At 36.8% G+C, this 23,440-nt stretch carries 34 protein-coding genes; all 34 read left to right on the forward strand.

All coding sequences use genetic code 11. The features are described from left to right. Positions 1-23 precede the first annotated feature (23 nt). On the forward strand, positions 24-1,016 hold the full coding sequence (locus tag ABS917_RS05320; RefSeq protein WP_350478013.1) for a DNA cytosine methyltransferase: 993 nt from the start codon (positions 24-26) through the stop codon (positions 1,014-1,016). 16 nt (positions 1,017-1,032) lie between these two features. Further along, positions 1,033-1,332, forward strand: a complete 300-nt coding sequence (locus ABS917_RS05325; RefSeq protein WP_350478014.1) for a MazG-like family protein — start codon at positions 1,033-1,035, stop codon at positions 1,330-1,332. A 27-nt stretch (positions 1,333-1,359) separates the two neighbouring features. Next, positions 1,360-1,557 carry a hypothetical protein gene (locus tag ABS917_RS05330; RefSeq protein ID WP_350478015.1) on the forward strand — a complete coding sequence of 66 codons (198 nt, stop codon included), beginning with the start codon at positions 1,360-1,362 and terminating at the stop codon, positions 1,555-1,557. A 9-nt stretch (positions 1,558-1,566) separates the two neighbouring features. Beyond that, entirely contained in the window at positions 1,567-1,791 is a 225-nt protein-coding gene (locus tag ABS917_RS05335) for a hypothetical protein (RefSeq protein ID WP_350478016.1), read from the forward strand. 12 nt (positions 1,792-1,803) lie between these two features. Beyond that, on the forward strand, positions 1,804-2,199 hold the full coding sequence (locus ABS917_RS05340; protein WP_350478017.1) for a hypothetical protein: 396 nt from the start codon (positions 1,804-1,806) through the stop codon (positions 2,197-2,199). 146 nt (positions 2,200-2,345) lie between these two features. Then, the gene (locus ABS917_RS05345) at positions 2,346-2,537 is read left to right on the forward strand and encodes a helix-turn-helix transcriptional regulator (RefSeq protein ID WP_350478018.1); all 192 of its coding nucleotides are present in this window, start codon (positions 2,346-2,348) and stop codon (positions 2,535-2,537) included. A 16-nt stretch (positions 2,538-2,553) separates the two neighbouring features. Beyond that, the gene (locus ABS917_RS05350; RefSeq protein ID WP_350478019.1) at positions 2,554-2,970 is read left to right on the forward strand and encodes a transcriptional regulator; all 417 of its coding nucleotides are present in this window, start codon (positions 2,554-2,556) and stop codon (positions 2,968-2,970) included. Between the two features lie 8 nt (positions 2,971-2,978). Beyond that, positions 2,979-3,452 carry a TRM11 family methyltransferase gene (locus ABS917_RS05355; protein WP_350478020.1) on the forward strand — a complete coding sequence of 158 codons (474 nt, stop codon included), beginning with the start codon at positions 2,979-2,981 and terminating at the stop codon, positions 3,450-3,452. 214 nt (positions 3,453-3,666) lie between these two features. After that, a complete protein-coding gene (locus ABS917_RS05360) occupies positions 3,667-3,975 on the forward strand; it encodes a 4-fold beta flower protein (RefSeq protein ID WP_350478021.1) in 309 nt (102 codons plus the stop codon). A gap of 102 nt (positions 3,976-4,077) precedes the next feature. Next, on the forward strand, positions 4,078-4,662 hold the full coding sequence (locus ABS917_RS05365) for a hypothetical protein (RefSeq protein WP_350478022.1): 585 nt from the start codon (positions 4,078-4,080) through the stop codon (positions 4,660-4,662). Positions 4,663-4,739: 77 nt separating this feature from the next. Further along, positions 4,740-4,904: a hypothetical protein gene (locus ABS917_RS05370; protein WP_350478023.1), complete on the forward strand. Its 165-nt coding sequence runs from the start codon at positions 4,740-4,742 to the stop codon at positions 4,902-4,904. A 258-nt stretch (positions 4,905-5,162) separates the two neighbouring features. Continuing rightward, positions 5,163-5,672 carry a hypothetical protein gene (locus tag ABS917_RS05375; RefSeq protein WP_350478024.1) on the forward strand — a complete coding sequence of 170 codons (510 nt, stop codon included), beginning with the start codon at positions 5,163-5,165 and terminating at the stop codon, positions 5,670-5,672. Continuing rightward, positions 5,665-7,467, forward strand: coding sequence for a phage terminase large subunit family protein (locus ABS917_RS05380; RefSeq protein ID WP_350478025.1), 1,803 nt, complete (start codon positions 5,665-5,667; stop codon positions 7,465-7,467). The genes ABS917_RS05375 and ABS917_RS05380 overlap by 8 nt, the downstream gene beginning before the upstream one ends. A gap of 6 nt (positions 7,468-7,473) precedes the next feature. Then, positions 7,474-7,704, forward strand: coding sequence for a DUF6148 family protein (locus ABS917_RS05385; RefSeq protein ID WP_350478026.1), 231 nt, complete (start codon positions 7,474-7,476; stop codon positions 7,702-7,704). Positions 7,705-7,719: 15 nt separating this feature from the next. After that, complete coding sequence (locus ABS917_RS05390) at positions 7,720-9,297, forward strand: phage portal protein (protein WP_350478027.1); 1,578 nt, start codon at positions 7,720-7,722, stop codon at positions 9,295-9,297. A 191-nt stretch (positions 9,298-9,488) separates the two neighbouring features. Continuing rightward, on the forward strand, positions 9,489-9,734 hold the full coding sequence (locus ABS917_RS05395; protein ID WP_350478028.1) for a hypothetical protein: 246 nt from the start codon (positions 9,489-9,491) through the stop codon (positions 9,732-9,734). 109 nt (positions 9,735-9,843) lie between these two features. After that, positions 9,844-10,137 carry a hypothetical protein gene (locus tag ABS917_RS05400; RefSeq protein ID WP_350478029.1) on the forward strand — a complete coding sequence of 98 codons (294 nt, stop codon included), beginning with the start codon at positions 9,844-9,846 and terminating at the stop codon, positions 10,135-10,137. A 77-nt stretch (positions 10,138-10,214) separates the two neighbouring features. After that, positions 10,215-10,646, forward strand: coding sequence for a hypothetical protein (locus tag ABS917_RS05405; RefSeq protein WP_350478030.1), 432 nt, complete (start codon positions 10,215-10,217; stop codon positions 10,644-10,646). A gap of 1,137 nt (positions 10,647-11,783) precedes the next feature. Beyond that, entirely contained in the window at positions 11,784-12,860 is a 1,077-nt protein-coding gene (locus tag ABS917_RS05410; RefSeq protein ID WP_350478031.1) for a head maturation protease, ClpP-related, read from the forward strand. Beyond that, positions 12,860-13,225 (forward strand): head decoration protein, encoded by a 366-nt coding sequence (locus tag ABS917_RS05415; protein ID WP_350478032.1) that lies wholly within the window; start codon positions 12,860-12,862, stop codon positions 13,223-13,225. The genes ABS917_RS05410 and ABS917_RS05415 overlap by 1 nt, the downstream gene beginning before the upstream one ends. 15 nt (positions 13,226-13,240) lie before the next feature. Continuing rightward, complete coding sequence (locus ABS917_RS05420) at positions 13,241-14,278, forward strand: major capsid protein (protein ID WP_350478033.1); 1,038 nt, start codon at positions 13,241-13,243, stop codon at positions 14,276-14,278. 20 nt (positions 14,279-14,298) lie between these two features. Beyond that, entirely contained in the window at positions 14,299-14,682 is a 384-nt protein-coding gene (locus tag ABS917_RS05425) for a hypothetical protein (RefSeq protein WP_350478034.1), read from the forward strand. Positions 14,683-14,694: 12 nt separating this feature from the next. After that, complete coding sequence (locus ABS917_RS05430; protein ID WP_350478035.1) at positions 14,695-15,030, forward strand: hypothetical protein; 336 nt, start codon at positions 14,695-14,697, stop codon at positions 15,028-15,030. Between the two features lie 5 nt (positions 15,031-15,035). Then, positions 15,036-15,578, forward strand: coding sequence for a phage tail protein (locus tag ABS917_RS05435; RefSeq protein WP_350478036.1), 543 nt, complete (start codon positions 15,036-15,038; stop codon positions 15,576-15,578). A 4-nt stretch (positions 15,579-15,582) separates the two neighbouring features. Continuing rightward, positions 15,583-16,056, forward strand: coding sequence for a hypothetical protein (locus ABS917_RS05440; RefSeq protein WP_350478037.1), 474 nt, complete (start codon positions 15,583-15,585; stop codon positions 16,054-16,056). Beyond that, entirely contained in the window at positions 16,049-16,315 is a 267-nt protein-coding gene (locus tag ABS917_RS05445) for a hypothetical protein (protein ID WP_350478038.1), read from the forward strand. The genes ABS917_RS05440 and ABS917_RS05445 overlap by 8 nt, the downstream gene beginning before the upstream one ends. Next, complete coding sequence (locus ABS917_RS05450) at positions 16,315-17,760, forward strand: phage tail sheath family protein (RefSeq protein WP_350478039.1); 1,446 nt, start codon at positions 16,315-16,317, stop codon at positions 17,758-17,760. The genes ABS917_RS05445 and ABS917_RS05450 overlap by 1 nt, the downstream gene beginning before the upstream one ends. Before the next feature lie 12 nt (positions 17,761-17,772). Further along, positions 17,773-18,297 carry a phage major tail tube protein gene (locus ABS917_RS05455; protein ID WP_350478040.1) on the forward strand — a complete coding sequence of 175 codons (525 nt, stop codon included), beginning with the start codon at positions 17,773-17,775 and terminating at the stop codon, positions 18,295-18,297. Positions 18,298-18,309: 12 nt separating this feature from the next. Then, positions 18,310-18,612 carry a hypothetical protein gene (locus tag ABS917_RS05460; protein WP_350478041.1) on the forward strand — a complete coding sequence of 101 codons (303 nt, stop codon included), beginning with the start codon at positions 18,310-18,312 and terminating at the stop codon, positions 18,610-18,612. Between the two features lie 150 nt (positions 18,613-18,762). Further along, entirely contained in the window at positions 18,763-21,291 is a 2,529-nt protein-coding gene (locus ABS917_RS05465) for a phage tail tape measure protein (protein ID WP_350478042.1), read from the forward strand. Beyond that, positions 21,284-21,541: a tail protein X gene (locus ABS917_RS05470; protein WP_350478043.1), complete on the forward strand. Its 258-nt coding sequence runs from the start codon at positions 21,284-21,286 to the stop codon at positions 21,539-21,541. The genes ABS917_RS05465 and ABS917_RS05470 overlap by 8 nt, the downstream gene beginning before the upstream one ends. Beyond that, positions 21,538-22,557, forward strand: a complete 1,020-nt coding sequence (locus ABS917_RS05475; protein ID WP_350478044.1) for a phage late control D family protein — start codon at positions 21,538-21,540, stop codon at positions 22,555-22,557. The genes ABS917_RS05470 and ABS917_RS05475 overlap by 4 nt, the downstream gene beginning before the upstream one ends. Further along, positions 22,557-22,766 carry a hypothetical protein gene (locus tag ABS917_RS05480; RefSeq protein ID WP_350478045.1) on the forward strand — a complete coding sequence of 70 codons (210 nt, stop codon included), beginning with the start codon at positions 22,557-22,559 and terminating at the stop codon, positions 22,764-22,766. The genes ABS917_RS05475 and ABS917_RS05480 overlap by 1 nt, the downstream gene beginning before the upstream one ends. Beyond that, a complete protein-coding gene (locus tag ABS917_RS05485; protein ID WP_350478046.1) occupies positions 22,766-23,440 on the forward strand; it encodes a phage tail protein in 675 nt (224 codons plus the stop codon). The genes ABS917_RS05480 and ABS917_RS05485 overlap by 1 nt, the downstream gene beginning before the upstream one ends.

Raw genomic sequence — 23,440 nt, forward strand, 5'->3', positions numbered from 1 at the left:
ATTAAGTGAAAGAGGTGAAATAAATGCAGCTAAAGTTACTATCACTTTTTGGTGGAATTGGAGCAGATATAAAAGCTGCAAAGCGATTGGGTGTAAAAGTAAAAACAATTGATTATGTGGAGTGGAAAGAAAATCGAGTGAAAGCCTACAACGCAATGAATCCATTTCGTTATAAAACACAGGATGTTCGTACTTGGGATTTAAAGCCAGACATTTTAGTTCACGGCAGTCCATGCCAGGATAATTCAGCAGCCAATCATAACAACGATAAAGGCCGTTCGGAATTGCTCCTGGAAACTATTAGGATCATAAAGGAAATGGGAGAATGGCGTCCTAAATTTGTAATTTGGGAAAACGTTCGTGGTGCGCTCTTTAAAGCCAAGCGTCCAATATTCGATGAATATTTGCGAGAAATGGAATCATTGGGATATACAAATAATTTTAACATCGAAAATGCAATGGATTACGGATTGCCTCAAACTAGAGAACGAGTTTTTTGTGTATCTGTGCTAGGCAAAGAGAAATTCGATTTTAGCAAAATGAAAAAACGACCTTTACGTCCCATGAGCGATTTTCAGCAGCCGGAACATGAAATCGAAAACATTGAAAAATATGTAGTGAATATTCCATCTATGCTCAATAGATTAGAAGATTTAGCAAGTGCAGAAGAAATCGAAGCTAATAAATCTAAATTCCGATACATCAAAACCATTATTGATACATGCAATACGATCACTGAACGTCCAGATCGTTGCCCAGCAGCAGGCGTATTTAAAATGGCAGATGGTCGCTATCGTTATCCGACTGAAAGAGAGTGGTGGCGATTGATGGATTTCGATGATGAAGATTTCGATTTAATGCTTGATGTATTTCCGATAAAACCACATCAAAGGAGCGCGACATTATACGCATTGGCAGGCAATAGTATAGCGGTGTGTGTACTAGAAGCGATATTTGAAGTCATTTTATCTGATGATTATGCAATGAAATGTGACGAACAATTACAGTTAATTTAACCAGGAGGAAACAATTATGAACGAATTAATTAAACAAGTAGAGCAATGGTCAATTAATAAAGGATTGGACAAAGCTGAATCTAGTAAACAATTTTTGAAAGTTACAGAGGAAGTCGGGGAAGTTGCAGCAGCACTTGCTCGTAATGATAAAGATGCTTTGCGTGATGGTATTGGCGATGTGGTTGTGACCTTAATCATTCTTGCTCAACAAAACGGCATGGATTTAACTGAATGTTTAAGCTGCGCCTATGACGAAATCAAAGGGCGAACAGGCAAGATGGTAAATGGTGTGTTCGTAAAGTCCAGTGACCTTTAATTATTTGTGGAAGGCGAGTTGATATAAATGGCTAATCGTGGCAGACCGAAAGATACGAGTGATTATGCATTGTATAAAGGTGATAATTTGTTAGCAATTGGCACACTGGATGAATTGGCAGAATTTCGAGGGGTATCACGAAACACGATTTATTGGTATTCGATGCCTGCTAATAAAAGACAAGACCGAGGCAATAAGGTTGTGGCTATCAAATTAGAAGATTGAGGTGATTTCATGCACCAACAAAATGACAACTTAACCGAACACGAGGAAAGAATGTGGGAGCATTACAAGAAAATCGAATCTGAAAACTACAGCTTAAAGAATCAACTCAAAAATAAAAACGCGATTATCAAGGATTGGCAAAAGTCATATAGCGCTTTGAATAAAAAGTACAAGCTGCTTTTAGATAATAGAAAGCCACGTTTCCGAAACAAAGGCAAAAAGAAAATTAAGTGAGGAGTGGACATCATGACTGATAATGAGTTACTGGAAAAACGTTTAGAGATTCTGGAACAGATTAATCGCATTTCATCTTTTTGTCTCTGTGACAATACCAATACCAAACAAAGCTGCGAGCATTGCGAAAAGATGAAGTCATTAGGCGATCAATTACTCAAACTGATTAAGCCGCGAAAAATCATTAAATCCGATGGCACCTTAACGGAAGGCGTAATGGTAGAACGTCGTAAAAGGTCTAAGCCGAAAGAGTTCACAATTGAAGAATATCTATTGGCTAGAATCAAGGGTTTAACAGATACACAATTTGCCTCAACTGTTTCGATGGGCTCCAGAACTTTTGTTAGATGGAAGAGTAATAATCTTAAAGAAATCAATCGAGTGAAGAAGAAAATGAAAGTTAAATAAGACATATATCAATTTGAAGTGATTTAAGTGCGATTCTAGGTGTTTTAATTCATTACCTACCAAATACACCAAAATGGATCTAAAACGTCTACAATCGAACGCTAGATAGGCAGAATCGCATGTTGTTAAGTTATGGAGGTGCAAATATGAACGTTGCACAAAATATTAAAGCTAATCGCACAAAATTGGGACTAACTCAAAAACAGTTAGCGGAAAAGGTCAATAAATCAGAAGTTGCCATTCGTATGTGGGAATTAGGTAAGAATGAGCCGACATTAAGTAGTCTATTGATTCTTAAAAATATATTTGAAGTTACATTGGACGAATTAGTCGAATGATTGTGGAGGACAAATTATGAAACTATCAAGGCACGACATTCAGAAACTTGAAGATTATTGGATTAATCTTGAGGAATATAAAAAACAGCTAAAGTATCGTGAATGGGAGTTGCTTAATCCACATCAGGCAGAAGATACAAATATGGGTGGAGGTAGAGCCAATCGGATTTCCGATACAACAGGCAATCGAGCAATCATGTTAGCGGAAGATGATTTATATAAGAACTTGCAGCGTATCATTAACGGCATTGAACGATTATATATTTCATTAAATGACGATGAAAAAACAATTGTCGATATGCGTTATCGTACCAAGCGAGGTTATAACGAGTGGGAAGACATCGCTTATGAGTTGGGTTATTCGCGTAGGAAGGTTTTGAAGATACGGGATAATCTTATTGATAGGACAGCTTTGGAAATTAAGTTTGTATAGAAATAAATATGTCGGGTGGTGTGATTGTGAAAAGGGTTTTAGATGCTTGTTGTGGCAGTCGGATGTTCTGGTTCGATAAACAAAATGATGATGTACTTTTTATGGATAAACGCACTGAATACGAAAAACTAGAAACTGGACATGTTATCAATGTGAATCCAGATGTTGTAGGTGATTTCAGGAATATGCCATTTGAGAACGAACAATTTTGGCATGTTGTATTTGATCCACCTCATTTATTATACGCAGGCACTAAATCATGGCTTGCTAAAAAATATGGTCGGCTAGATAAAGATACTTGGCCAGATGATTTGAAAAAAGGTTTTGAAGAATGCATGAGGGTTTTGAAGCCAAACGGGACACTTGTTTTTAAGTGGAACGAGGACCAGATACCATTGAAGGATGTTTTAAAATGTTTTGACTTTCAGCCGCTCTATGGAAATAAACGAGCGAAAACACATTGGATTGTTTATATGAAGTAGTAGCTCAATTTCATGATAACTTAATAATGCACTTTGCAATTTATAGAAGTACCGTAAAAAACAGTGTAAATTGATAACATACCATAATTTAAACAAACCAAATATCATATTAAAGTCGTTGGCGATTGCTGAAGGCTTTTAATTATCAAATTCGTATCATTCTATTGAATCCCTATTTAATTTACAATTATAAGTGGATGGGGGTGAGTAGAATATGGAATGGTTATGGACGTGGAATGGTAAGTTCTTTGGTTATAGAGATGGCGAAGACCTCTGGACATATAAAGGGCACCATATAGGAAAATTTTATGGTGATGAAGTATATGATAAATCGGGTCGCTATTTGGGAGAGATTATGGATAGAAATAGACTAATCACTAATATAAGTAAAAAGGGATATAAAAATTTCGGTTTTCACCCGTACGCTAATAGAGCTAGTTATGCAAAGTACGCTGATTATGCAGGTTACGCAATGTATGCAGGTTATGAGGAATTTTTTTCCGTTGAACAATTTGTTAATTAAACTTTGAGTCATCACTCGATTGAGTGGTGGCTTTTTATTATTAGGAATATAGTAGTGACAATCATTTCCATTCACATTATGATTAGTGTGGAGGGAAAGAAAATGAACTGGGATTTGAAAGATTTTATCATAGCTACTACATTAGGGCTAATGTGTATTTTATCAACGTTCACTTTAGTTGATTGGTTTATAGAAAAAGATAGTGCGATAGGGGTCGGAGTTGCTATCGGATTTATTGGGGCAATTTTAGGCGGAGTAATCTCGGGTTTGTTAACATTATTTGGTGTTAAGTTAACAATGGAGAGTTCAACTAAACAAGTAAACAATACTTTATTAGAGCAACAAAGATTAAGAGAAGAAGAGTTAATAAATAATGCAATTAAAGACCGGTTGCTTTTACTGTACAACCCACTATATACACTGATAAATGTAAATCATTTTAAGTATGGCGCACATGATTTTGAAAATTTAACAAAAGAAGAACAACTCGATATTATTAATATAATTGCAAAAAATGAAATCTATGCAGATGAAGAACTGTATATTAAAATACTTGAAATCAATTGGGCATATAAGGAAAAAGATTATGTGTGGATTAACCAGTTATATCGTGAAATGGGCGATATAGTAACGGACACTATATCAATCATGAAAGATCAGTTAAAGTTACCTAAACGAGAATTATAAGAGATTTGTAATTAGTCACTCATTAAATTGTGAGTGGCTTTTTATTATGCACTCAAACATTGAAAGGCGGTGAACACATGGAAATTTACAATTTAATCGATGATGATACGCGAGATAAATTAAATGCTGTTCATCGTCCTAAGAAGAATAAAGAGAAGTTATCGAAGCGTGATCTTGAAGAACTAATGGGAACACATCGCGATACATACAAACGAGTAAATGGGAAGGTGAAGCGTAAGTAATGTGAGCAATCATTGTGTTGTTAGTGCATAGTTGGCTCTAAAACAGTGATATGACTTTATTTTATGGGTCCTCCTGGAGCTTCGAAAACCGTGCGGGGCTTGCGAGCCCCAAAATAGGGCAATTTTTTTTTCGGAAATCTTACTTTCGCTTTCCCCTGAGAAATCGTCTAGTTTTGATTTTCGAAAAAGTACCTTCATTAAATAGAACAAAAAAATCTTCAATAAAATTGTATTTGAAACGAAAGTGAGGTGTGGGGAATGTCGGGAACGAAAACGAAAGCCGAAACCTTGTCGGAATTAGAAATTGGTACAAGTGAATTAGCAAAATTAGTTGGGAAAACGCCACAATGGATTCGTCAATTGACACGGGACGGTATACTCACGCAATGCGCTCGTGGTAAATACATAGTTGGTCAAAACATTTTAGCTTACATCGAACACGCTTCTGGTGGCAAAGAAGATAACGGCAAGCCCCGTTATGTTGATGCAAAAACCGAACATGAAATGTTAAAAAAAGAAAAGACTGAATTGCAAGTGCAACAATTACGTGGTCAGCTGCATGATGCAAACGATGTTCGTGCAGTAATGGGAGACATAATTTTAAGTGCTAAATCAAAATTACTATCTTTTCCTATCCGTATTAGCCCACAACTGGAAGGAGAGTCAGCCAAGGCGATTGAAAAGAAATTGCAAGATGAAATCACAAGCATTTTAAACGTTTTGGTTGATTACAGTCCAAAATTGTTTGAGCGAGAAGGTAATGAGTAGATTGGTTGCTGAAAAGACCGTCAATCTATTCAAAGAAATATCTCAATTATGGGCGCCACGTCCAAATTTAACGGTGTCAGAGTGGGCAGACCGTTATCGGATATTAACAACAGCAACTTCTGCTGAACCAGGTCCGTGGCGAACAGATCGTGCTCCATATATGCGTGAAATCATGGATAGTATTACTGACAAAGAAACAGAAGAAGTCGCTATTATGGCTTCGGCTCAGGTAGGTAAGACCGAATTTATGTTGAACATGGTTGGCTATCATATTGATTATGATCCGTGCCCGATTATGTTCATGCTTCCTAATAAAAAGCTAATCAACTATTTCTCGAAGACACGTTTGTCTACCATGATTGAGGCAAGTGAGCCGTTACAAAGGAAGTTTACTGCAGCTAAAAACTTAGGTAACACCATCGATGAAAAGAACTTCCTTGGTGGTTCAGTTGCAATTGTCGGAGCAAACGCGGCCTCCTCCCTCTCCAGTCGCCCGATTCGCGTTTTATTATGTGATGAAGTTGACCGTTATCCTGTTTCTGCAGGAGATGAAGGGGATCCAATCAACTTGGCAACGATGCGTACTACAACATTTGATTTCAATCGTAAGCTCGTTTATGTTTCAACACCGTTAAATAAAGGCACATCTCGAATTGAACAGCTATATGAAGATAGCACGATGGAAGAATGGTCATTTGCTTGTCCGTCATGTGATGAATATCAGCCTATTAAATGGGCTCAAGTTAAATTTGAATTTCACAAAACAGACAGCGGCGAGTTCATTATTGATGATGTGAATCATGCATGCTGTAAATGCGGTTGTTTGCATAGTGAGCGTGATTGGAAACGCAGTTCTGGAAAATGGATTGCACGAAAAGAGCATTCAAGTCGCCGTGGATTTCATTTAAATCAGTTTTCAAGCCCATGGGTAGCATGGTCGAGTATTGTAAATGATTTTTTGAAGGCAAAACGTGATGGCCGTGAAAAACTAAAAACCTGGGTCAACACAGTACTTGGTGAACCATGGGAAGAGTCAGGTCAAAAAGTTGATGAAGAATTGCTGTTTGAACGACGCGAAACATATGAAGCTGAGGTCCCGGACGCAGTAAAAGTATTAACTGCTGCTGTTGACGTGCAAGATGATCGCTTCGAAATAGAAGTGGTTGGTTGGGGCGCAGGTCGTGAATCATGGGGAATTGAATATCACATTATTCATGGTGACTTAAAACGTCCGGAAATATGGCACCAGTTAGATTTATGGTTACAAAAGCGCTGGAGTAAAGCAAATGGTAAACAATTTGGCATAACTTGTACATGTATAGACTCCGGTGGTCACTTCACACAAGAAGTATACCGTTTCACTAAAGCACGTGAAGCCCGTCATATTTATGCTATAAAAGGGGCCAATGCACTAAAAGGTGAGTATGTGCCCTTAATTGCAAGAACATCTCGTCCAAAACCATTGAAGTCTTTGCTTGTCACTTTAGGTGTAAATGATGGTAAAGCACGTGTAATGTCCAGCTTACAAGTGGATGAAGTAGGACCAAACTATTGCCATTTCCCTAAAGGAAGAGGTTATGAATTTAACTATTTCTTAGGATTAACAGCTGAAAAGTTAGAAGTGCGTCACGAAAGAGGCGTTCCGTATCATATATGGGTAAAAGTGCGAGCAAGAAATGAACCATTTGATTTACGTGTTTATAATACAGCTGCAATTGAAATAGTGAATCCAAACTTTGAAAAAGAATATACAGGCGCAATTCAGAAGAGGAAAAGGCGCGTAAGGAAAGGATAATGACAGATGATTACATTGGAACGGGCAAAACTGCATTTAGAAGCATGGCTGGATGCAGAATTAGCAATTAGTACCGGTCAATCTTATACAATTGGCTCCAGATCTTTAACACGAGCGAATTTATCAGAAGTTCGTAAACAAATTGAGTACTGGAAGAATAAAGTGATCGAGTTGGAACTGAAAGCTACAGGTAGAAAGACTAGTCGGAGCAGACGATTTATGCCAAGAGATTTATAGGAAGGATATGAGATAGTGAACATTTTAGAAAAAACTATTGCGATTATTAGTCCTGAAAAAGCATTAAAGCGTACGAAAGCTCGTCAGATGAATCATTTTCTCAGTAATTCTGGTTATGGTAATCATGGAGCTAGTACAAAAAAGAAAAGCTTGGCCGGTTGGTTAAGCGGTAGTGGTTCTGCTATAGAAGATATTGAACATAATGTAGAGACGCTTCGAAAACGTTCACGTGATTTATATATGGGTGCGCCAATTGCGACAGGAGCTATTAAAAACACTGTAACAAACGTTGTTGGTTCCGGCCTTAAATTAAATACACAAATCGATGCTGAATTTTTGGGAATGAGTCCTGAAGAAGCGGATGCCTGGGAGACAAAAACTGAGCGTGAATTTACGTATTGGGCTGAAAATAAAGATTGTGATGTTACACGAATGAAGAATTTTTATGAGCTTCAATGGTTGGCCTTTATGTCTCAATTGATGTCAGGCGATGTTGTAGCTCTTATGCCGACGATTAAACGTATGAACAATCCCTATGAATTGACGATTCAACTTATCGAGGCAGATAGAGTATGCAATCCTTCCAATGTATTTTCATTGGATAATAAAATAGTAAATGGTATTGAAATTGATAAAAAAGGCGAAGTAGTTGCTTATCATATCGCTAACTTTCATCCAGGTTCTGCAAATGCGATACAAAATAAATGGTCACGTATTCCGAAATACGGTGCTAAAACAGGTCGTTTAAACGTTATTCATCTGATGGAAATGGAACGTCCAGAACAACGTCGTGGTGTGCCAATCCTTTCTCCAGTGTTCGAGTCGTTGAAGCAATTAAGTAGATACAGTGAAGCAGAATTAATGGCAGCAGTTATTAGTGGCATGTTTACTGTTTTTATTACCACTGAAAGTCCAGAAACTGGAGACTTTGATGGCATTGCTGCAGAAGAAGAAATCGATCCAGAAGATGAAACGACAGCTGAAATCGGAAATGGGCTCGTAAACTATTTACGAGAGGGAGAAAAGGTTGAAACATCTAACCCTGGAAGACCAAACACTGCATTTGATGGTTTTGTCACTTCGATTTGTCGCCAAATAGGTGCGGCTTTAGAAATCCCTTATGAAGTGTTGATGAAACATTTCACAAGCTCATATAGTGCTTCGCGCGGTGCATTACTTGAAGCGTGGAAAATGTATAAAAGACGACGCGACTGGTTAGCTAATGATTTCTGCCAGCCAATTTATGAAGAGTTTTTAGCAGAAGCTATTGCAAAAGGGCGTATCTATGCTCCAGGTTTCTTTGATGATCCGATTGTACGTATGGCATATGCAAAAGCAGAGTGGAATGGACCGACACAAGGCCAGTTAGATCCATTAAAAGAAGTGAATGCAGCTACTAAACGTGTTGAGGAAGGTTTCTCGACACGTACTCGTGAAACGATTGAGCTTACAGGTGGCGATTACTTTGCAAACCATAATTTACGTGTGCAAGAAGAAAATCTAAGGCGTGAAGCGGGTTTTGGAGTGGATAATAAAGGTGTGTCTAAATCACCAATTGAAGAAGAACAAATGGAAGATGACGAAAAGAACTAGCGTCAGCTTCTCTATAAGAAAAGAAGAAAAATTATGAGAAAAAAATAACTGACAGTGGGGTTTGAAATTATTCTAGTATCCTTTTTTTCTCAAAAATATGTTAAGATGTGGGAGGAAACTTTTTTATTAAAGGGATAAATAAGGTAATAATCATTTAATGATTTATTCTAAAAGAGGTGTTTTTTATAGAAGTGTTAGGGTTAATTATAGGGATAGGATTAATAATAATTGGATGTTTTATACTTCCGATTGGCTTTGTTCAACTAAAAGATGAATTAGGAGATTATAGTGATAAACCATTATATAAAAGAATTTTTGTTTATATAATTGGAATTATTAGTTTATTAGATTTAAGTAATATTACTGGTTGGTTATTAGGTATAGGATTTTTATTAGTTATTTCAGGTTTCTATTTTGTAATTTTATTTTTTTTCTAAGAAATAATGCATATCTATTACGTTAATAACAAAAAATAACTAAAATATGTAAATATAATTGAATTATTTTACTATAGTGTTAGAATTTATGTTGAAGGAGGTGGAATAAATGGGAGTTATTTCATCAGTTAAATCAACATTAAATAGTTGGAGTAATAAAGATACAATTAAAAAAACAGTTGCAACATCATCTGCTCAAGGAGCAGTAATTGGTGGCGCTGTTGGTACAGCAGTAACAGCAACTCAATCTTCTCGCGGATTTACATCTATGGGTACAGTAAAGGCAGCGGGAGTGGCTGGAGCTACTCTTGGTGCAAATGTGGGTGCTATTAAAGGTGCTATTACTGGATCAGTGAAATATGCAGCTGGGTCTACAGCAAAATATTTTGGATTGACAAAGTAAGAATACTTTAAACTGGATGCAAAATTTCATAAATTAGCATCCAGTTCTTAATTTTTTTGAATTTTTGGGGTGCTAAATTGATTAACTCGATTACTATTTGTGAAAATATAACTGAAGAATTTAAATCAGTTAATGAAAAAAACTTATTTACACCAAAAGACGCTCAAGTCTGTGCTTTAATTGAGTTAGGTAAGATTAAAGAGGATACAATAATTAATATCGAATGGACAATTGATGATAGTAAACAAGTATTAATCGGTATTTATCAATTGCCTTTAATGGGGAAAGAAGATAGTTCTAGATTTGCTGTTGCAGGTTTAGATATTCAAATGTTGTTATCAGAAAATATTATTAATAAAACTACTCAAATTAAAGTTACAGCTTACTTGGATAGTAATATTGAGTATAAAATAAGCTCAACTTTTATATTAAAAACTTTTATTGAGTATAAAGGGAATAAATTGAAAAATATAAATTTACATACATCGTCCAAAGAGTGGCAGATTTAAAAAGTAATATAATCTCTCAATATACAGTTGTTCTCTTGTATAAATCTAAAACTATATAATTTCATCAGAATTAAAGAAATTCATGTAATTATACGTACTCAACATATACAAAACTAGAGCAGTACAACACTAATCAGGTTGACCTTGTTCTTTTTTTATTTATAATTACTTTTAAATCTGTTATTTCTAACATTAGAAATAATAGTTATTGAAAAGAGGAGTAAGATAATTTTGGGATATAATAAAAAAACTATTTTAACACTCATACTTTGTATTTCTTTTATATTAATTCTAACCAATGCTCCGTTTGAAAATTATAATTATTATGAAAGCACAGGAAAATTAGTGGGTATAATATCATTTCTACTAAACTGGATATTTATGATGTTTTGAAATAATTTCATGATACCTCTTGTTGTTCAGAATGCACCCATTGCTTTCTTTTGGAGTAGAAATTATTCTGCAATATTGCGGGCTTATTAGTGGGTTTACGGTTAGTATATCTAGTTTTATTCAATAATCATTAGAAGTACAAAGTAGACTATTTTCTGTTGCAGTTTATGTGATTTTAATAATTTTTGATAAGTATAAATTATACAAAACAAAATCAATAAACGTTTCCAAATGTCATAGTACTTCAAACAGCGACAAATACTGTTAAATCAGTATTTGTCGCTGTTTTTTATAGAAGATAATAAATTGAAACGCTGTGATAAGTTATTTTAAAGAGAACCGTTCAATCCAATTATTCACAATGGATTTAAAAACTAAACAAAGTCTTAAAATATGTTTAAAAACGATAGTTTGCAGGCTTTTAACCACATATAAAAATTATCGGTATCTTTAAAAAAGCCTTAGAGACGGCTATTAATTTTTACGAGAACGTAATATTTTATTCATTATTCTAAATAACATTCCCGATTGGTAATCAGGTTAGTAAAAAGGCACGAACGTTGTTAAGTCAACGTTTTGTGCTTTTTCTTTTGAACATTATATAGCATTTTGTACAAATAGCTCAAATGGTTAATCTAGCTGTATTTATACATGCAGCAAGGCCTGTTCCCCATATTCTTGTGAGTAAATGCTTCAACTGCTCGTAATGAATAATAATTTTGTTAACGAGAGGAGGTGAAAATAATGAAGAAAATTGAAATTAAGGGGCACATTGTAGGTGATGACCACTTAGAGGTTTATCAGTGGTTTGGAATAAATGCGACAAGTCCAAGCCTTGTAAAAAATGCTATCGCCGAAGCTGAAGCAGAGGGCGAAAAGGAACTATTGATTGAAATCAATAGTGGCGGTGGCTCTGTTTGGGCAGGCGCTGAGATTTATTACGCACTTAAAAAATTTGATGGCACTGTGAAAGGTGAAATCTCTTCTTTAGCTGCATCTGCAGCAACATTTATTGCAATGGCATGTGATCATTTGTCGATGTCTATGTTAGCCCAGTTTATGATTCATGGGGCATCAACATGGCAACAAGGTAATCATCAAAACATGGCAGATGCAAGTGATTTTTTGAAAAATATCGATGATAGCATTATTAGTTCATATTTAACAAAAACATCATTGTCCCGTGAGGAAATTCGAGAATTGATGAATAAAGACACATGGATGACAGCTCAACAGGCTTTTGACAAAGGATTTATTGACGAGATTTTATTTGGTAATAGTACACCTGATGCCGTAGCTTCGGTGAGTGTAGCAGATAACACTATGTTGTTATCTCAAGACGTTATTGACAAAGTAAAGGCTGAAATTTTGGCAAGTAAGACCGTTGTACCAGATTCAGTGAATGTGGTTGAACCACAAGCAATTAATCTAACAAATAAAAAGGAGGATGATGTTGTAATGGATTTACAAGCTTTACAAAATGAACATCCAGAATTATTTAACCAAGTAAAAAATATGGGGTATGAGGAAGGCGTTAATGCTGAAAATGCTCGTATTAAAGAAATTGAAGATTTAGCAATGCCAGGTAATGAAACCTTGGTTAATGCTGCGAAATTTGAAAACAAATCAACTGCAGCTGATTTAGCTGTTGCGATTGTCAAAGCTGAAAAACAAAAGGGTGCGAACTTCTTAGAGAATCGCAAAGAAGATGCAGCTCCATTAAATGATGTTCCGGGTACGCAAGAAAATCCAGTTAACAAAGATTCGAAAGAAGAGAATCTTGTTAATGAACTCACAAATATTTGGGGAGGTAAAAAATAATGACAAATTTACGTTCAACAGCTGGAGAATTTACACCAGATTCATTAATTGCAGACATTGCCTTTCCTTTGCAAACAGGTAGCGTATTATTAGCGGCTTCACAAGGGATTTTATTACGTGGAACTGTAGTTGGTAAAAACGCAGATGGTAAGTTCGTACCTGCCGTAACAGGTGCATCAGAAGTTGTAGCTCACGGGATTTTAGCGGACGATGTGGACACTGGAACTTCAACAGATGTGGTTGCAGTTATTTATACTTCAGGTTCATTTAATCGTGCGGCATTACTCTTTGGTGGCGAGGACACACCGGAAGATCACGAAGATGTTTTACGCAATAAAGGTATTTATTTAAAGGCTGTACTATAAGGGGGAAAATCCAAGATGAACTTATATAAAACTCAAACACTTTTACAGGCTGTTGTGAACATGCCAAAAACACATACATTTTTACGTGATACGTTCTTTCCAAAGAATGAAACATTCGTTACGGAAGATGTATTAATTGATTATAAAAAAGGAAAACGCCGAGTTGCACCTTTCGTGGCTCCACGTGTGGGAGGTATTACGATTGCACGTGACGGATTTAAAACTGAGCGCATTAAAGCTCCGCGTGTTGCTCCACAGCGTATTATGACAGTGGACGATATTTCAAATCGTCAAGCTGGAGAAAATTTGTTTTCAGCTAAAACACCAGCTCAACGTCAAGCAGAGTTGTTAGCTAATGACTTACAAGAGCTGGGTGATTCAATTGATCGCCGTGAAGAGTTAACTGCTGCACAAGTATTGTTTGAAGGTAAAGCAATTTTAGACGGCTACATCGATGACAAATTAACATTAAAGGTTGATCAAGAAATTGATTTCGACTTTTCGCAAGTAGAAACATTGTCTGGAGCTGACAAGTGGTCAGAATCAACTGCGGCTATTTATGCTGATTTAACGAAATGGCGCAAAGAAATCATTAAAAATTCAGGGGTTTCACCTGATACTGTGATTCTTGGTGAAGATGTTTTACCTGTATTTCTAAGTAACCCAGTAATTAAAGAAATGTTTGATAAATTAAATATCAACCTTGGTTCAATTACACCATCTATCGTTAGCGATGCTGTAACATTCATTGGAAAATTACCTGGTTTAGGCTTAGAAATTTACACTTATGATGAATATTACGAAGATGAAAATGGAGAATTAAAATCATTAGTGCCTGCTACGAAAGTGTTAATGGCCAAAAAAGGTGGCGGCGGTTTCGCTTATGGTGCCGTTACTCAATTGGAAAAAGGTCAATTCAATACTTATGAAGGCCGTCAAGTACCTAAACAATGGGCGGATGAACAAAACGAAGCTGTAATGTTACGTTTAACGTCACGCCCAGTACCTAAGCCAGATGATGTAAATAGCTGGTTAGTTGCTAATGTACTTTAATATGAATCGGAGGGATTTTTGTGAAAGGTTATTTAGTTAAATCGCCTCTCCGCCATGACGGTGAGCGCTATAAAAAAGGTGATTTTATCGATGCTGAAATTTTAGATGAGCAGTCTGCAAAACGACTGCTCTTTTTAGATGTTGTTTCTAAAGCAGTAAAGGAAGATGAATCTGAAATTATTCCTGATCAAACAGGTCAAGATAAAAAACTTGATGGGGCAACCCCACCTGGAGAAGAAACCATTAATGAAATTTTAGATACAAACTTTGAACTGGATGAATTAAAAGAAGGTGCAAAAGAAGTCGGATTGACGTTTGCAGCTAATCTGGGAAAAGCAAAATTAATCGCATTAATCGTTGAAAATGAGAAACAAGATTATTTCTTAGATCAATTAGAAGATTAGTGGTGATAAATGATGAAAAAATCGTTTAAAGACTTTGTCACGCAAGATGTAGGCAAAGTCTTTTTTAATGGTGATGAATTTGCAGATTTGCATGTGTGGCAAGGGAAAGAAGTTTTAATGATAGTTGAGGATGACGAAAATAACAAGTCGTCCAATCTTGAAAAAGAACATTCACTTGTCACGAAAGATGTTTATTTTGCAGATAAAACAGTTCGGGTTCAAGCAGGACTCATTTCAAAGCCGCGAAATGGCGCTCGTATAACTTTAGATGACAGATTATACAACGTTGTTCATTCAGATGTTGATACTGGTATGCTGACAATCAAATTGCAGGCAAATGAGGTGTAATTAATATGATTGATATTAGTCTCCAACACGCCGATCGGATAATTCGTGAACTGAATAATACACCTAAAGCTATACCAGGTGTTCTTTCCAGAGCAATAAACCGAACTGCAGCTACCGTAAAAACTCAAGCCGGTCGAAGTGTACGCGAAATGTACACTGTAAAAAGTAGAGATTTCGCTAGTACTATAAGTACAACTAAGGCATCGGCTGGAAATTTAGAAGCAACTATCAAATCTGAAGGATCACCATTAAAATTAACTCAATTTGCATATTCTCCTGGATCTCCTAAACAACGTCCGAATATTAGAGTAGCTGTTAAAAAGGGCGCAAAAAAGAAAATCGGCAGTGCGTTCTTTGTTTCAGCAAAAAACGGTTTGAATATTTATACTCGGGTTTCTAAAAATCGACTTCCAATACAAGGTTCGTTTGGTCCATCTGCAGCACAGATGTTAGCCAATGAAGATATTGTAAAAACGTTAGAGGAAAAAGGAAGAACAGAATTAGGGAAACGTGCAGAACATGAATTAAAACGTTTGATAGGTGGATGAAAATATGGACGCAGTTTCTTTAGTAGATGAAATTCGCAGTTTTCTAGCTGAAAAGTTAAAGAATTTTGATTTTCAAACCAAGAAAGGCACAATATCAAAACCTCCATCTGTATATTCAGGTTATTTACCTGAAAAAGAGTATGAAGATGAGGAAGAGGATATTCCAGAAGACTATCCGTTTGTAATCGTGCAATATTTATCAGATGACGAAAAGACCCATGAATCTGTCACATATAACTTACAAATTATTGTGGGTGTTTTTGATCGTAGCGTAGACGGTTGGCGAGATGTACTACGCTTAATGACAGAGATTAAGCGTTATCTGATTATAAAGAATGTCATTAAATCTTTTACTTTAAAAGATGATATTAAAAGTAAGTTATTCGAAGAGCAACTACATCCATTTTGGCACGGGGTCATTTCTTTAGACTTCGAAGGGCCAGGTGTAGCACAAGAAAGGAGCGATATACTTGGCTAGAATCAATAAAAAAGATGAGGCTCCACAACTGTTAATTTATGTGGGTCCAAGTACAAAGTCTATTCGACAATATTCTTCGTACATTGGAGGATATCCTAAACAATTAGAATCTCTTCTAAAAGAAAATCCGGTTTTAAATTCAATGTTCATTTCACCAGAAGAACTTGATGCATTTGAAAAAGACCGGAAAGTAAAGGGTACGGCTGCATCGGTAACTTATGAAAAAGCAAAAACTATTTTATTGGGAGGTAATGCATAATGGCATTCCGTCATGGTGTAAGCGTATTTGAAACACCTACTGGAGTTTCTGCACCTACCGTCGCAACGTCGACACTTCAAGTAATCGTAGGTACAGCTCCAATCAATACTGCAAAAGATTTATCGAGTATTAATAAACCTGTACTGGTGTATAGCAAAGATGAAGCAATACAAGCTTTTGGGTCATCAACAGATTTCGAAAAATATACGCTATCCGAAGCGATTTTCGTTAACTTTGATTTGGTTGCTGTAGCTCCACTGGTCTTAATTAACGTATTAGATCCGGCTCGTCATAAAAAAAGCGAGACAGCAGAGGCTAACGTTGAAAATAAAGTAGCTACAATCAATAAAGAAGGCATCTTATTGCCAAACTTAGTCGTAAAACCTTCTATCGCTGGTGATGCACTAATCGAAAACCAAGATTATGTTGTTTCATTTGATGATAAAGGGCACATTGCAATTGCTGCTATAGCAGGCGGGGCAATGGCTTCTTTAACATCTGTTCATGTAACATACGATGTTTTGGACCCGACAATGGTAACTAACGCAGACATTATCGGTGGTACGGATGTAGATACAGGAACGAAAAAAGGACTTGAACTGGTTAACGAAGTTTTCCCTCGTTATGGTTTAGTTCCTGGCCAAATTATTGTCCCTAAATATTCATCCATCCCAACCATTGCTGCTGTATTACGCGCAAAATCTCAAACAATTAACTCATATTTCAAAGCGTTCACTCCACTCGATGTTGATACGAATACTGTAAAGAAATATACAGATGTAACACAATGGAAAAATGATAACGGATATACTGGCACAAAAGAAGTTCCATTGTGGCCAAAAGGTTCGATGGATGGCGTTCAATTCCATTTATCGACTTTAATCGGAGCACGTATTGCTAAGTTGTCATCAGAAAACCACGATGCACCACATGTGAGCCCATCAAATAAATCGATTCCGGTTAATGCTGCTGTTTTAGCAGATGGTACACAAGTAGCTTTAGGCCCGGACGAAGCCGAGTACTTAAATTCTCAGGGAATCACAACAATTCTAAACTTTATTGCCGGGCATAAAATTTGGGGTAACCGTACTGGAGCATTCCCATTCAATACAGATGTGAAAGATACATTTATTTCAACACGTATGACGCATAACTGGATTAGTAATACGATTGTTTTAACAGCATGGACGTATTTAGATGATCCGACAAATCGTCGTCTGATTGACCAAATAGTATCGACATTCAATATGTGGTTCAACGGGTTAACAACAGATGGTATTTTATTGGGTGGTCGCGTGGAGTATCTTGCTAATTTAAATCCACCAGAACAATTAGCTTCTGGAAAAGTTGTATTTAAAGTCTATGTAGCAGAGCCTACACCTGCCGAAGATTTAACTTTTGATATCGAAGTGGACTTAAATTATTACAATACATTGGCAGAATAGGAGGAAATGTAAATGGCTAATTTTCCAGAAAAAATTAATGATTATAAGATTTACGTAAATCAAAAGCCTGAATTACGAGGGATTGGAGACTTACAATTGCCTTCCTTTGATGCATTAACGGAATCAGTAAATGCTGCAGGTATTTTAGGGGAGATTGAAATCCCTATCTTTGGTCAGTTTAGTTCTATGAAGTTTGTCATCAATTGGACAATGATTACAGATGAAATTACAACTTTCTTGCAAACAGGTAATTTAACAATCGATGCTCGTGTCGCTAACCAGGAACACGATACAACTCAGGGGGAAAGTAAATTCGTCCCTCAACGTGTCTTTGTACGAGGTAAAGCAACGAAAAATGATTTCGGTAAAGTAGCTAAAGGTCAAGGCTATGAAGGTAGTACAGAAATTGAAGTTACGTATATCAAGATTGAACGTAATGGAGTAACAATGGTAGAGTTAGATAAATTAAACTACATTTATAAAGTGAATGGCGAAGATCAGTTAAAAGGCCTTCGTGCTGCACTTGGGATGTCATAGGGGGATAACACAATGAACGAGAATAAGTTCCAAAAAACCGTGAATTTGAAAAAGCCATTAAAAATTGATGATTCAATCATTGATAAAATCGATCTAAACTATGAAGGCATGACAGGCGCAGACATTTTAGCAATTGATATGGAGTTAAGAGCATCAGGGATTACGACTGGTTTTAGTACCATTCATGATCACGATGCTCTTTTATTATTGTCTTCTAGAGCGAGTGGTATCATTGCGGATGATTTAAGAAAATTAAATGCAGTAGACTTTTTAGAAGTGATCATGACAACACGAAATTTTTTCATTGGGTTATAGGAGCCGAAAGTAAGGTTTCTATAATTTTTAGGAAACGATTGTTTAATTTAGCTCAAGGAAGCAGTGACGGTATCCAGTATTGGGAACGTAAAAGCTTACTTGAGCTTTATTTATGGTTAATTGCAATCAACGATGGAGGTGAAATAAACGATGGCTAAATCATTTGAAATGGTTTTAAAAATTGGTGGCGATGTATCCAGTTCACTAGATACTGCATTTAAGCGGGCAAGTGGGAATGTTGATGATCTAAAAAACAGTGCTAAATTGGTCAAACAAGAAATGCGTCAGTTAGATCGAGCTTTGAAATCAGGCAAAATAACACAAGAGCAGTATAACGAGTCCATAAAGGATGCTCGTCAGCAATTAAATCGATTAGAAAGTAAAATGAATACCACTCGTAATGTTTCACAATCCTTATCAAAATCGTTTGATACAACCAAAATGGTTGCAGGTATAGCGGCCGTAACAGCGGCAGCAGGTGCTGCTTCAATGGCGATTGGTTCTTTGAATGTTGCAGCTGATTTTGAAAAAGGTCTATCCGGTGTTCAAGCGAAGACAATGGCTACTGCTACAGAAATGAAAGGCTTACGCGACATTGCTTTAGAACTGGGGGCTTCTACAAGCTTATCTGCCTCAGAAGTGACAGTTGCAATGGATGAACTGGCAGCAAAGGGTTTTGAAGTAAATCAAATTATTGGGTCAATGCCTGGAATTATTGCAGGTGCCGAAGCATCGGGTGAAGACTTAGCTTTAGTTTCCGATACAGTAGCCACTGCAATTAATGTATGGGGGCTAGAAGCAAAAGAAGCCTCAAAAGTGGCAGATATTTTAGCGATGTCAGCTAACGTTTCTGCTGCAGGTGTAGATGACTTAGCTCAAATGTTTAAATACGCAGGTGCTCCAGCAGCTGCATTAGGTATTTCTTTAGAAGAGGTTTCAGCAGCGGCCGGTATCATGACTGATTCGGGATTAGAAGGTAGTAACGCAGGTACTGCTTTACGTGCATCATTATTAGCACTTAACAATCCTGCAAAAGCACAGGAAAAAATGATGAAAAAGCTAGGTTTTTCCATTACTGATAATAAAGGTAACGCCAAAAGCTTAGCTAATATGATTCGGGATTTATCTAAGGCTACAGAGCATATGACTGATGCAGATAAGGTGGCTACTTTAGCAAAATTAGTAGGAACTGAAGCAGTATCCGGCTTCTTAGCTTTAGTTGAAGCTGGACCAGAAAAAATTGATGCCATGACTAAATCATTGCGTGATAGTGAAGGCTCTGCAGCTGCTAGTGCAGCAATTATGAAAGACAACTTTGCCGGTGCCAAAGAAGAACTATCCGGTGCTTGGGAAACCATGCAAATTCAATTAGCGACACCGATTTTACCTGTCCTACAAAAAGCCTTTGTAGGCGTAAGTGATTTCATTTCGGAAAATACGGATGATATTACTCGCATTGGTTCAAGCATTGCGAATGGTGTAGAAGATATTCTTGCTCCATTAGGTACAAAAAAGCCTGAATATAATGCAGCCATTGCCATGGATCCAGATGCACTTGCTCAATATGAATCTGCTTTAGCAAAATCAGCCGAATTTGAAAAAATGGATTTAGGTGATAAGCTCGTATACATGCTTGATACAGCAATTGATAAAGTTGAGAATTGGATGAGCGGTGAAGGTGGGGAAGCATTAGATAAAGTTTTTGTTAAAACGGGAGAAATTGCAGGTAAAGCATGGATTTCAGCTTTCACTGGTGCTGCAACCAGTGCTGTTGCAAGTGTAGCAGATGGTAATGTGGCAGGAGCTATTGGATTAGGTGCAGCGGCTTATATGCTAGGTGGTGGCGCATTATTAAAAGGCGGTGCATCTGTGGCCAAGTGGGGCGCTAGTAAAATTCCAAAAGGTAGCAAATCAGTTGTATCAAAACCAGTATCACTTGCACCTGCTCCGATAATGCCAAAAACACCACCGGTAGTAAGTGCGCCAACTGTAGCTACAACACCAACTGCTGTTAGTAAAGTAGCGAAACCATCATTTATTAAATCAGCAAGTGCTAAAAAAATATTAGGCGCCACTGGTAAAGTGGCGGCTAAAGCGGCCTTACCTGTAACAATTACTTTAGAAGCCGTTAATATTGCAAGGTCAGATGACAAAGTCAAGGCGACAGGGCAAGCCACCGGAGGAATTGCTGCTGGTCTTGGTGGCGCAAAATTGGGTGCTGCAATCGGCACGGCAATTGCACCTGGTATTGGGACAGCTTTAGGTGGTCTAATCGGTGGATTCGGCGGATATATCGGAGGAAAATATGCATCTGGTAAAGTTGTTGATTCTGTTAGGAAACCTTCAGCAAGTGAAACAACTGTTAGTTCAACAAAAACACCAGAAGTTGCACAAGTGAATGCTTCAATTACAAAATTAGAAACACAAATTAATACTACCGCTACAACAGTAACAACTTTCAATACAGATATGACCACATTGCAGGGCCACGTGACCTCTTTAAACCAACATATGACCCTTTTGTCGACTACAAGTGAAATGGGCGTGGGATGGCTTACAGAAGGTTTATATGGCATCAAGTTAGCAAGCGACAGAGTACGACAAGCACTTGATAGTTATGCTAGTCGTATTAATGCCGCATCGATTCCATCTGCAGGGGGGCGTTTAAATTATGAATAGTTATATAACAACACAAGGCGATACCTGGGATATGATTGCGTATCGCCTTTGGGGTAGCGAATATTTATATCCTGTACTTTTGGAAGCAAATTATAAATATCGTCACATTGTTTTTTTTGAAGCTGATATTAAATTAAACGTTCCGGAAAGTGTGGATACATCTATTTATAATGAACGCCCTCCGTGGTTGGAAAATGTAGATGAGGATGACACTACTGATAACAATGATGACGGAAGTGAATCCGGATGAACATTTTAGGTTATCGAAAGGATCTATCGGTTAAGTATAAAAACCAAAACATTTCTGAAATGCTTAATCCTCATTTGAAAAACTGGAGTTATACAGATAACTTATCTGGCCAGATCGATGATTTACAAATCGTATTAGAAGATGTGGCGGACAAATGGGCAAAGTCATGGTTCCCTAAAAAAACATCTAGTCTCTCCATTGAAATTGTGGAAAAGATTAACGGGGCTACATTGAAGACAGCAATCGGCAGTTTTGAAATTGATGAAATTACAGGTCGAGGTCCAGCTATGGAAGTAACATTAAAGGCCAGTGCATTGCCTCAAAAATCGACTTTAAAAGGCACTCAAAAATCAAAAGTTTGGGAAAAGGCAACACTAAAAACGATTTTTAGCGACATTGCCAAACGTAACAATATGAAGATTTTTTATCAGTCCAGTGACACTGAAAAAATAGATCGTGTAGAACAAGAACATGAAACCGATATTGCTTTTTTATATCGATTTGCTAAAGAGCGGGGTCTTTGTTTAAAAATAACGAATTTACAAATTGTCGTGCTAGATGAAGAAGATCTTGAAAAAAATAAAACCAAAGGCAGTTTTAAAAAAGATTTTAAGTCTACCGATGATTATAAAATTTTAACTTGGGAATTCACTACAAACCTAACAGGTGTCGCTAGAAGTTGTACTGTAAAGCATCAAGACACGAAGAAAAAGAAAGTCATACAAGGTTCATTTACTCCTAAGAATCCACCTGATGTAGCTAGAACGCTTGTATTGAAAGAATCGATATCTTCAACAGCCGAAGCAAATCGCTTGGCCAAAAAGAAGTTACGCGAAGCAAATAAAGATGCTGAAACTATGACGATGGTTATTCACACGACAAAACACATTAATGCCGGAGACACGTACAATGTTGTGGGATTTGGGTTTATGGATGGTAAATATATTGTGACTCAAGTCGTTAACAATCCAAGTGCAAAAAGTGTGTCATTACGGAAATGTTTGGAGGGATATTGATGATTAAAGTTGGTAAGGTCTCTAGCGTAAATACTTCGGAATTAACTGTAAAAGTATTTTTCGAACTAGATGATGTAATGTCTATCGATTTAAAAGTCGTGCAGCCTATCACAGAATCACAAACCCCTTGGATGCCACGTAATGGTGAAGAAGTTTTGTGTGTTTACCAGGATAGCAAAAACGGATTTGTTGTAGGGAAGGTGATGTAATGGCGACGATAGGAAGTTTCGGTGATGTTGTATTTGAAGTTTCAGATAAAAAAAGCATTTTCTTGTCGGATATAGCTCGTTCTGAAAGTTCTCGCTGGGAAGATCACGAACTATCTATACACAAGCCTCGTTCGCGCTTTATTGGTGGTAATTTATTTGACTTCACATTTACGATTAAATTAAGAGCAGAAATGGGTATCAATCCAACAGTCGAAATGGAAAAGTTACGAAAGAAAAATAGAAATGGTGTAACAAGCCCATTCGTGATTGGTAACAAACCTATATCAGTTAATAATTTCTCGATACGTCAAATCGATGAGACTTTCCAACATGTCGATGGAATAGGTCGTATTGCAGCAATTGAAGCAAGGGTCACGTTAAAGGAACACGTAAATGATAATACGAAGTTGAAAAAGACAACTACGTCCAATTCAACAGCTAATGCGAAAAAAAATAAGAGTGCGCCGGCAACTAAAAAGTCCACTGGCACCATTACAATCACAGCTAATTCTATTAACATTCGAAATAGCCCGTCCATGAGTGCAAAAATAATAGGTGTGGCTGCAAAAAATCAAAAATATACAGTGTATGGAATTAAATCAGGTTTTTACAATATTGGAAACGGAAAATACATTGGTGCAAATTCGAAATATAGCAATTATAAAAAGGGGTGA

Source organism: Solibacillus sp., assembly GCF_040273735.1.
In the GTDB taxonomy this organism is placed as follows: domain Bacteria; phylum Bacillota; class Bacilli; order Bacillales_A; family Planococcaceae; genus Solibacillus.